Raw genomic sequence first — 11,171 nt, forward strand, 5'->3', positions numbered from 1 at the left:
AACTCTGCGCTGGGACTGGTCACTGTGGGCGGACAAAGGATGGAAAAGCTTTGTTGGTATTATTCCGGCCAGTAGAAAAATAGTGGTAAATAAAATGCCGCCTATTCCTTAGGGAATGGCGGCATTGTCTCAGCGTTTATTGCTGTTATTTAGATGTATTGTTTCATGTTTATTGAAACGAAATACCTTTGTAGAACTGTTCAACATTGCTTACTTCCGTCTGGCCTTTTAAGTCGGCGAACGGGGTGTCTTTAAACTTGCTGCCCCGTAACTGGATGTTCAGGCGGGCGGCGTCGCTGTTGCCAATTGACTCACGGTAGAAGTTTTTCACGTCTGCCAGGGTGACTTTTTCCACTTCGGCAATCAGCTTGGCTTTGCTGTCAAAGTTGAAGTTTTCGCGGTACCAGTCGCGGATCATCGGGGAAACTTCTGCCTGCAGGTTCTTCGGCTTTTCTTTTAAGCCTACCAGGGTGGCGTTTTTCAGCTGGGTGAAGGTTTCTTCGGTGACTTTATCGAGCTCGGCGGCATATTCCACTTTAAAGCTGTCAAAGCGGCTCTGGATGTCTTTCGGGCCTTTTACCGGGCTTTGAATGTACAAACCTATCCCGGCATAGTCTTCAATGCTGCGTGCGGTTACACCAACGGCATAGGCCAGTTGCTCTTCGGTTCTGAGCTTATCAAAAGCTATGGTTCTGAAATGGCTTCTCAGCACTTCTGCACGGGCTTTTTGCTTATAACCCGGCTCAGGATGCACATATAAGTCGATAATGGCGACATCGGCAACCTCAAGGTCTTTCTTCAGCACCATGACTTCACCCGGCTCCGGCTTCCAGAACTTATCGCGGCTGTAGCTGGTTTCATGATGCATTTCAGGCAGGGCATCTGATAACTGTTTGGCGACGCTGTCAATATCCGCCTGGTCGTAGTTACCAAAGGCAAAGGCGCGTAGCTGGTTGTTTTTCAGTACCTGGTCCATGATGCGCTCAAAGTCGCCCAGGGTTAATACCTTGGCGGTTTTGATCAGCTGTTCGTTGCTGTAGTTACCGCTGCGTGTGAGTTTGTTTAACTCATCAAAGGCCTGGTAGAACGGGAACTGCTTACCGGCATTGTTTAAGTTGCGGATATAGCGGTCGACGGCCTGGTTAAAGCCCTGCTCGTCGGTTTTTACCCGTAGCTGGCCGATGGCCTGCTGCAATAAGCTATTTTGTTTATCGGTAAAACCGTTCAGGGTTAAGATCAACCCGTTACCCGGCGATACGTTTAAGCCCATACCGGCAATGGCGGCTTCGGTGGATAAGGCGCTTTGCTGCAGGTTATAAATATCGGCCCAGATTTCCAGGGCGATGCTGGTGTAAATATCTTTCCCTGCTTTGGGGTTATTAAAATAAACTTCCAGCAAACCTTTAGGCTGGTTGTTAAATTCCTGGCTGGCAAAACGCCAGATCTTGATGCCTTGCTTGTCGTAGGCAAGTTCAGGTTGGCTTTGCTTGGCCAACTTATCGGTTTTTAGGGTGAAGTTTTCCGGCAGCATGCGGTTAACCGCAGGTAAGCTCAGCGGCAGATCTGACGGTTTGTTCCAGCTGGCAATTTCTGCCTGGCTGAGGTCGCTGATGCGGTACTCGCCGTCATAAAAATGCAGTTTGCTGTCGGTTTCTTCCTGCTGGCTGACATGCCAGATTTTCAGGGTTTCTGGGGTTAATTGTGCCAGTACGCGGTTAATGGCATCGGCATCAAATTGCGCGTAATGATACGGGGCATTGATGGCATGGTTAACCGGGTAGTTTTGCATATTGGCGGACAGCTGCGAGACGTAGTTAAATTCGTCGGTTTTTTCCAGGAACTGGAACTGGTTATTCAGTGAGGTGCTGATTTCGCTGAAGTATTTCTTATCAACCCCCTGATCTTTGATCAGCTTGATGTATTGCATTACAGTGGCAACGATTTTTTCACGCTGCTGCATGCCGGCATCGGTTAAATCAATATCGATTTGCAAGGTGCCGTAGTTGCCGTACAGGTTCGGGGATGAATCGGCGTTTAGTCCCGAGATCCAGCCTTTTTCTTTTAACAGCTGCGCCGGGCTGCCGGGCATTTCCGAGTTCAGTAAGTAGCTGACAAAGCTGTTGGGTTTTACGGCAAAGTCTTTGAGGTTGTTTTCTATGGTAAATTCAAGTTTCAGCTGCTTAACGTCTTCGTTGGGCTTGTAGAATACCCGCTTGCTGCCGCTTTGTGTCATGTCCAGTTTCTTAGTGACACTGGGTTTTTCAATGTTTTTATTTTTGATGCTGGAGAAGTGTTTTTTCGCCAGTGCTTCCATGTCTGCCAGCGGCAGGTTGGAAATCAGCGCCACTTTCATGATGTTGGCTGAGTAATACTGGTTATAAAATTCTACCGTTTCCTGGTGCAGGCCACTGCCTTCTTTATCGCCTAAGGTTTCCAGGTTACCGATCAAAAAGCGGTTGGCAGGGTGATCGCCCATCATTTTCCGGGTTAATTTGAACTGGCCAAAAAAGTCCATTTCACGGCGCATCGACCATTCGGCGTTGACGGCATTTTTTTCTTTGTCGGTATATTCTGGGTAAAGTTTCGGCGCTTTAAAGAAATCGGAGAAACGGTCAAGGCCTTCGTCAAAGGCGTCATTGTTGGCCTTAAACATATAGTTGGTGACGTCTAACCAGGTGTAGGCGTTATGGGCGCCGCCGTTTTTGGCCATAAATTCACTGTAGCCCTTGGTATCCGGATAACGCTCTGTACCTAAAAACAACATGTGCTCTAAATAGTGGGCCATGCCTTGCTGGCTCATGGGATCATGCAGTAAACCGACACCGACACTTAAAGAAGCCGCTGATTTTTCGGCCGAAGGGTCGGAAACCAATACCACTTCGATTTGGTTGTCTAATTTAAGGGTCTGGTAGCTGCGCTTGTCATTGGGGCTGGTGATAAAGGTATCTGATAATAAAACGGCCGATGACTGAGCCGGTGTGGTCTGCTGTTGTGAGGTTGTGTTACAGCCGCTAAGTACTGCAAGCGCTAAGACACTAAGTCCTAAGATTTTTTTCATGGGTTTCCTTAAATGAGATCATCCGGTTTAGGTAGATATCGCCAAGTTTAAGCGATTGGCGGGTAAGATGAAACAAAATGGCGTTAATCATATGTAAACTTTATGCTGTTAATTTTAACAGCATATGTCCGAAATGATGCCGTTATTGGCGGCTTTCCCCCCGGTGCGGCCAGCACCGCCATTGCAACCTGGTCTGATTTTGATTAAGTTAATAAGCCTTAAGACAGGGATTAGCTTTTTAGGCGGGATAAGGCGTTGTTATTTTGAAGGTAGTGTTATGCAGGTATTGTCATTTTGAACAATTCACATTTAGTGCCTTATAGCTTTATCCGCCGTCAGCTGGGCAGTGTGCTTGATGACAGCGAGCAGGCGCTGGCGTTATTGGCCCGCCATGATATTCCCGCCTCGGCATTAACCACCCAGGGTTATATCGAGTCAGAAAAACTCGGTAGTTTAGCCAACAGCGTTTGGCGACTGCTCGATGATGAATCGGCGGGCGCCTCCCATAAAAAGCTGCATGTCGGCACCTTTAAAATGTTATGTCATGCCTGCAGCGACTGTAAAACCCTGAGATCTGTGATCCACCGCACCATGACCTTTTTCCGCCTGCTCAGCGAAGAATATCAGTTTGCTTTGCAGGTTAAAGGGGAAGAGGCGATTTTTACCCTGGAGCACCGGCCCCCGGTCAGGGAGGCAAACGGTGGGGCAGGCAATGATTATTTTATTTTGTGCCTGGCCATAGTTTTTATCCGTTGGTTTGCCTGGTTAATCGACCAACCGATCAAGTTGGAGCGGGTGGAATTCGAGTTTACGCCTTTTGCCGGGCAGCAAGACTTTGAAACCATTTTCCAGAGTAAGGTGGATTTTGAGCAATCGAATAACCGTCTGGTGTTTGCCAGCACACTGCTGAATCAGGCGGTGGTGGCAGAGCAGGAAAAATTACCGGCGCTGCTGATCAGCGCCCCTTATTGCTTTTTAAGCCATTATCAGGTGCAAAACAGCACCGCCGAGCAGGTAAGAAAAATACTGAGCCAGAGTGAAAATTTCAGCCGGATGAAACTGGCACAGCTGGCGGCAAAGCTGCATTATTCTCCCGCCACCCTGACCCGCAAGCTTAAAGCGGAAAATACCAGTTTTATGGAGATTAAAGACCGTACCCGCAAGCACAGGGCGTTAACCTTGTTGCGCACGACCGAGCAAGCTATTACCAGTATCTCTTATGATTTAGGTTTTTCCGAGGCATCGGCTTTTACCCGGGCATTTAAGAAGTGGACCGGGGAAAACCCTCTTGAGTACCGAAACAGTTATCGTAACGGCTAAGATTTTTTTTCAATAAACTTCCCGCAAAAATGATGTTTTATGTCACCCACTTGCGCTAAAGGGTCAAGTGCTGTCCGGCCTTTGTCTTTTATAGTTTTGTTTCCATTTGCAAGCAACAGCATAAATTATGACCGACGCTTATATTTTCGATTCGATACGCACCCCAAGGGGCCGGGGCAAAGCCAGTGGCGCCTTACATGAAGTTAAACCCATCAGCTTATTGTCTAACCTGTTAAAAACCCTTGAGCAGCGCAACCAGCTTGATACCGGGCAAATTGACGATATTGTTATCGGCTGTGTGACCCCGGTGGGGGATCAGGGAGCGGATATCGCCAAAACCGCCGCCATTGCCGCCGGCTGGCATGACAATATCGGTGGGGTGACCATCAACCGTTTTTGTGCCTCCGGATTGGAGGCGGTTAATACCGCGGCCATGAAGGTACGCTCCGGTTGGGAGCAGCTGGTGGTGGCCGGCGGCGTTGAGTCGATGTCGCGGGAGAAAATGGGCTCGGACGGCGGCGCCTGGGCCAATGATCCCGCCACTAACATGCAGACAGGTTTCATGCCTCAGGGCATAGGTGCGGATTTGATCGCTACTTTAGCGGGCTTTAGCCGCGAGGATGTCGATAACTTTGCCGTGCGTTCCCATCAAAAAGCCGCGGCGGCCTGGCAGCGTAATGCCTTTGCCGGTTCGGTTATTCCGGTTGTCGATCAAAACGGCATTGAAATACTGGCAAAAGACGAGTTGATCCGCCCCGAGTCCAGCCTTGAAAGCCTGGCTAAGTTAAATCCTTCCTTTGCGCAAATGGGGGAGATGGGTTTTGATGATGTTGCCCGGGAAAAATATCATACGGTGGAAAGTATTCACCATATCCATACTCCGGCCAATTCTTCCGGCATCGTCGACGGCGCGGCGGTTGTGCTTATCGGCAGTGCTGCGGCGGGAGAAAAACATCAGCTTACCCCGAGGGCAAAAATTGTTGCCAGCGCCATCGTCGGTATAGATCCCACCATCATGCTGGTGGGGCCGGCCCCGGCGGCGCAAAAAGCCCTGACCCTGGCCGGGCTGACGGTGGACGATATCGATTTATTTGAAGTAAACGAAGCCTTTGCTTCCGTGGTGATGCGTTTTCAGCAGGAATTAAATATCCCGGATGAAAAAGTCAATGTTAACGGCGGCGCTATTGCCATGGGGCATCCGCTGGGGGCAACCGGGGCGATGATTTTGGGGACTTTGCTTGATGAACTTGAAGCCAGGCAGTTAAAGCGCGGTCTGGTGACTTTATGTATCGGCGGCGGCATGGGGATTGCCACTATCATAGAAAGAGTCGAAAGAGTTGGAACAGCAGATTCAAGCAGGCAGCAGGGGCGATAAGATGACGAACATTAAATATCAAAAAGACAGCGATAATATTATTCACCTGATCCTGGACCGGGAGAATGCCTCAGCCAATTTAATGGACATGGCCTTTACCGAAGATTTGGCCGCCATCAGTGAACGTTTACTGGCAGAAATTGAATCATCGCAGGCGGTGAGTGGGGTAATTATCCGCTCGGTTAAATCGAGCTTTTTTGCCGGTGGTGATCTTAAGATGCTTTCTGATGCCGGCCCTGAGCAGGCAAGAGATATTTTTGCCATGGTGGAGTCGTTAAAGGCGAGCATGCGTAAAATTGAACGCTGCGGCAAACCCGTGGTGGGGTGTATCGGCGGCGCGGCCATGGGAGGCGGCTGGGAGCTGGCGCTGGCCTGTCACCATCGCATTGCAGTTAATAACGATAAAATTAAGCTGGGTTTGCCTGAAGTCACCTTAGGTCTGCTGCCCGGTGCCGGTGGGGTTAGCCGCATGGTGCGGCTGCTTGGCCTGGAAAAGGCTATGCCTTATTTATTACAGGGCAAGTTATTTAATCCGGTTAAGGGAAGCGAACTTGGCTTGATTGATGAGCTGGTTGAAAGTGAGGCAGATGTTGAGGCTGAGTTAATTGAGCGCGCAAGCCAGTGGATTAAAGGCCACTCGGATTTGAGTAAGCCTGAAAGTGGTATCAATTGCCAGCCCTGGGATATCAAAGGTTATAAGATCCCCGGCGGTACCCCTAAAGATAAAAAGCTAGCCGCCACCCTGCCGATAACACCTGCTATTGTCCGTCGCAGTACCCAGGGCACGTTACCGGCGCCGGAGCGGGTGCTGGCCACTATGGTGGAAGGGGCTCAGGTAGATTTTGACAGCGCCTGTCGTATCGAGTCCCGTTATTTTACCGAGCTGACCACGGGACAAATTTCGAAAAACCTGATCAATACTTTCTGGTTCCAGCTCAATGAAATCAAAGGCGGCACTAACCGCCCTAAAGATATTGAGGTAAAGAAACTGACTAAGGTCGGAGTTTTGGGGGCCGGTATGATGGGGGCGGGTATTGCTTATAGCTGCGCCATTAAAGGCATTAGCGTAGTGCTTAAAGATGTTAGTTTAGCGCAGGCAGAGCAAGGCAAGGACTACAGCCGTAAGCTGCTAGACAAACAAATAACCCGTGGCCGGATGACGCCGGTCGAGGCACAAGCCATCCTGGCGCTAATCCAGCCGAGCCAGGATGCCGGGGATTTATCCGGCTGTGAATTTGTCATTGAAGCGGTGTTTGAAGACCGCGAACTAAAGGCCCGGGTGACCGATGAATGCGAGCAGGTATTAGCAGAGGATGCCGTGTTTGCCTCTAATACTTCTACTTTGCCTATTACCGGTTTGGCGCAGGCGTCCAGGCGGCCGGAGAACTTTATCGGCATGCACTTTTTCTCGCCAGTGGACAAGATGGCGCTGGTGGAGATTATCTGCGGTGAGAAAACCTCGGACAAGGCGCTGGCCCTTTGTTATGACCTGAGTATTCAGCTTGGCAAAACGCCGATAGTGGTCAACGACAGCCGCGGTTTTTATACTTCGCGGGTTTTTGCAACTTATGTCAAAGAAGGTATCGCCCTGCTTGCAGATGCCGCGGCGGCTTCCATTGAAAATGCCGCGTATTTAAGCGGTTTCCCGGTGGGGCCGTTGGCGGTAACCGATGAAGTGACCCTGACTTTAATTGATAAAATTGCGGTGCAAACGGAAAAAGACCTGGTGCTGGCGGGCAAGCAGGCACAGGCACATCCCGCCGATGCCATTTTAAAAACCATGCTGGAACTTGGCCGCAGCGGCAAAGCCTCAGGGGCGGGGTTTTATGATTACCCGGCAGAAAATCAAGCGGGCAAAAAACGCTTAAGCCCGGCGCTGTCGCGGTTTAACCCGGACAATAGCAGCATCCCGCTTGCAGATATTAAAGATCGTCTGTTGTTTATTATGGCGCTGGAGACGGCGCGCTGTGTCGAAGAAGGAGTGTTGCGCTCAAGCGGCGACGGCAATATCGGTGCGGTATTTGGCATCGGTTATCCAAAATGGACCGGCGGCACCTTGCAGTTCATCAATCAGTACGGCCTGGCGGCGTTTATAAGCCGGGCAGATGAGCTTTGCCGCTTATACGGCAAGCGTTTTGAGGTGCCTGCTTCCCTGCGCGATATGCTCGCCACCGGGCAGCAGTTCTAATGATGATAGCTAAGTTAATAAGCGAGGTTGAAAAATGATTGAACTGGAGCAGGAACTGGCCATTTTTAAGCAAACCCTGGTGCGTTTTATCGACAAGGAAATAGCCCCTTTTTATGAAAGTTGGGAGCAGCAGGGCATTATCCCCAAAGCTTTGTATAAGAAGATGGCGCAGGAAGGTTTGTTATGCTGCGACTTACCCCAGGAATACGGCGGTTTTGGCGTCGACATTCATTTTAATATGCTGGTGGCGGAAGAAATTGCCGCTGCCGGTTTTATGTCCCTGGCGGCAAACCTGATCGTACATTCTGATATCGCCGCCCATTATCTGCTCAATATCGGCAGCGAAGCACAAAAGCATAAGTACCTGGCGAAAATGGCTGCCGGCGAGTGTATCGGCGCCATCTGCATGACGGAGCCGGGGGCGGGCAGTGACTTGCAGGGTATGAGAACTACGGCGAAAAAAGTTGCCGACGGCTGGAGCATCAGCGGCTCGAAAACCTTTATCACTAACGGTCAAAATGCTGGCTTGTATATTGTTGCGGCAAAAACCAACTTGGAAGTGGCGGGCGCTAAAGGTATTACTTTGTTTCTGGTGGACGGCGATAAACCCGGTGTTGAGCGTGGACGTAACCTGGATAAACTCGGCCAGCATGCCTCGGATACTTCCGAGTTGTTTTTCGATAATGTGATTGTCACCGAGCAGGATGTGCTGGGTAAGGTGGATCAGGGGTTTATCGGTTTGATGCATGAATTGCCCCGGGAACGCCTGGCTTGTGCCTGCACAGCCGTCGGCCACGCGGAAGGGGCCATGGCGCTGGCGCTTGATTATATCAAGGTACGCGAGGCCTTTGGCGCGCCGCTGGCGAAAATTCAGGACATACGGCAAAAAGTCGCCGAGATGGCGACGCAAATCGAGCTGCACCGCATCATGATAAATCATTATAAACACTTGCTGACGGCGAAAACCCTCACCGGCGAACTGGCGGCCATGGCCAAATACAGCTGCACGGAAATGGAAGGCAAGGTGATTGATATGGCGCTGCAAATGTTTGGCGGTTACGGTTACATGACCGAGTATCCGATCTCGCGTTTTTATGCCGATGCCCGGGTGCAGCGCATTTATGGCGGGACCAGTGAGATCATGAAAGAGATCATCGGCCATGGCGTCATTGGCAGGCTGTAATATTCAGTTTTTTTGGCCTGCCGGATTTAACTGTCCGTTAAGTTAAGCAATTGCTGCCTTGAAACTTGGCGCTTATCCTTGCCGTTTATTTGGGCTGGATAAGCACCAAGGGGCGGGTTTCTTGTATTTTTGGCCGCCATTGTTTATAGCTATTGTTACCCTGCAAGTGATTGTTGTTTAAATACCTGTCGGTTGATTTAATAACTTAACCTTTTACCTTGTTGAAAATAAAAGTTTGTGTAAAAAATAAAAGGAGCCTTAAAGAAGGGAAGAGCCGGATAATAAGAGTGACTATGTCTTTTTTATTTGCCCTGATTATTTGTTTATTTTCTTTGAGTACAACTTGTTCGGCCGCGGCGGAAAATAACCTTTCTGTTATTTTGCCTTTTGCCGATAATAATCATCCGCCCCACTATTTAGTCAATGATCAGGGAGCCATTACCGGCGGCATAGAAGCGGATATACTGAGCGCCGTTTTTTCAGATATGGAGGTGGAGTTTTCCTATATTCAGCTGAAAAGGGCGGCGATTTTATTGCAGCAACAGCAGCGCTATAGCTGTATCTCTCCCACGCCTCAGGAATTAAGGGGGCAAGCGGGCTATTATGAATCCCGGGAATACCTTTCCATTTATTACAACAGGGTGATGGTGCTGGCGTCCTCGGCGTTTACCGTGAATTCGCTGGCAAGCCTATATGACAAACGCTTGCTTGCCTTTCTTGGCGCGTCTAAGTATTTAGGAGATGATTATGCCGATTTGGTTAAAAATAACAGTCGGCAATACCGGGAATTTACACATTTGAGCATGGCTATCCCTATGTTGTTTTTAAAGCGTGTTGATGCCCTGGTGATGGACAAAAATGTTTTCATGTATCACGCCAATAAGCAGGACTATGATGTTTTCCACGGTAAGGATAAGGTGCTGTTTTATGATTTTTTCCCGCCGAGCCGTTTTACCCTGATGTGCAAAAATAAAGCGTTAATTGATCATTTTGATGCCGGCATGAAAAAGCTGCGGTTAAGCGGCGAACTGAGCAGGATTATCGAGCGAAATGTGAATGCCCCCCGTTAGTGACAGCCGGGTTGTGTTGTTTGCCGTTATTGCCTATAGGGATAGCAAGGGGTGGAGAAGTGGGGGAGGTGAAAGGTGATATTTTTGTCCATCAATTGCCTGGTGGTTGTGATGTCAGTGGGGAGCCAAGGGGATTAAGATGATAAAAACCGCTGTTGTTTTATTTGTATTATCGTTAAATGCCTATGGCTTTGCTGATCCTCTTGCACAAGTGTCGCTGATCCTGCCCTTTTCAAAAAATAATCCGCCTCATTATTTTGCAAGCGATGAAGGTGAATTAAAAGGCGGCATTGAACCGGATATTTTATGGAACATTTTTTCCGGTATGAAAGTGGAAATGGTTTATTACCAGTTAAACAGAGCAACCGTTTTATTTAAATCGCAGCAGGATTATGACTGTATTTCCCCGGCCCCGGCGCAGTTGAGGGGCAAGCCCGGCTTTTATGAATCTAAAGAAATATTTTCGAGCTATTATAATCGCGCTATTGTCCTGGCATCGGCGCAGATGCCGGTCACTTCGCTGATGAGTTTACAGGGCAAGGAGATCCGTGCCTTTCCCGGCGCATCCGAATATTTAGGTGAAGAATTTGCTGAGCTGGTGAAAAAGAACAAGCAGCATTACCGGGAACTGAGCCATCTTATTTTCACGATTCCGATGCTTTTTTATAAACGTTTTGATGTGCTCATTATGGATGAACAGGTCTTCAGGTATCATGCCAGCCAGCTCAAGTATGACTTTCTCCAGGGAGAGAATAAAGTGGTCTTTCATCATCTTTTACCGGTTACCCATTATACCCTGATGTGCAAAAATAAGGCGTTAATAGAAATGTTTGACTCAAGAATGAAAAAACTGCGTGAAAGCGGTGAACTCGATGCTATTATTCGCAGTAATATCAATAAGCAAACTCACTGAGCCCGGCTCTGATGCAGGCAAGAAATAGTACTTTGCTGTTACTGTACTTAAAAAGAAAGAGCAA

The 11,171-nt window shown here is 49.0% G+C and carries 7 protein-coding genes; 6 read left to right on the plus strand and 1 reads right to left on the minus strand.

Annotated elements, in window-relative coordinates; all coding sequences use genetic code 11:
* Positions 1-169: 169 nt before the first annotated feature.
* Positions 170-3,058: an insulinase family protein gene (locus QL234_RS05535; RefSeq protein WP_281556832.1), complete on the minus strand. Its 2,889-nt coding sequence runs from the start codon at positions 3,056-3,058 to the stop codon at positions 170-172.
* A 294-nt stretch (positions 3,059-3,352) separates the two neighbouring features.
* Between QL234_RS05535 and QL234_RS05540 the strand changes: the two genes are divergently transcribed.
* From QL234_RS05540 to QL234_RS05565, 6 genes are all read left to right on the plus strand, one after another.
* The gene (locus tag QL234_RS05540) at positions 3,353-4,378 is read left to right on the plus strand and encodes an AraC family transcriptional regulator (protein WP_281556833.1); all 1,026 of its coding nucleotides are present in this window, start codon (positions 3,353-3,355) and stop codon (positions 4,376-4,378) included.
* Between the two features lie 127 nt (positions 4,379-4,505).
* Entirely contained in the window at positions 4,506-5,753 is a 1,248-nt protein-coding gene (locus tag QL234_RS05545) for an acetyl-CoA C-acetyltransferase (protein WP_281556834.1), read from the plus strand.
* Position 5,754: 1 nt separating this feature from the next.
* The gene (locus QL234_RS05550) at positions 5,755-7,941 is read left to right on the plus strand and encodes a 3-hydroxyacyl-CoA dehydrogenase NAD-binding domain-containing protein (protein ID WP_281556835.1); all 2,187 of its coding nucleotides are present in this window, start codon (positions 5,755-5,757) and stop codon (positions 7,939-7,941) included.
* Positions 7,942-7,975: 34 nt separating this feature from the next.
* Positions 7,976-9,124: an acyl-CoA dehydrogenase family protein gene (locus QL234_RS05555; protein WP_281556836.1), complete on the plus strand. Its 1,149-nt coding sequence runs from the start codon at positions 7,976-7,978 to the stop codon at positions 9,122-9,124.
* A 293-nt stretch (positions 9,125-9,417) separates the two neighbouring features.
* The gene (locus tag QL234_RS05560; RefSeq protein WP_281556837.1) at positions 9,418-10,194 is read left to right on the plus strand and encodes a transporter substrate-binding domain-containing protein; all 777 of its coding nucleotides are present in this window, start codon (positions 9,418-9,420) and stop codon (positions 10,192-10,194) included.
* Positions 10,195-10,333: 139 nt separating this feature from the next.
* Positions 10,334-11,107: a transporter substrate-binding domain-containing protein gene (locus QL234_RS05565; protein WP_281556838.1), complete on the plus strand. Its 774-nt coding sequence runs from the start codon at positions 10,334-10,336 to the stop codon at positions 11,105-11,107.
* Positions 11,108-11,171 lie beyond the last annotated feature (64 nt).

Source organism: Thalassomonas sp. RHCl1, assembly GCF_947387555.1.
In the GTDB taxonomy this organism is placed as follows: domain Bacteria; phylum Pseudomonadota; class Gammaproteobacteria; order Enterobacterales; family Alteromonadaceae; genus Thalassomonas.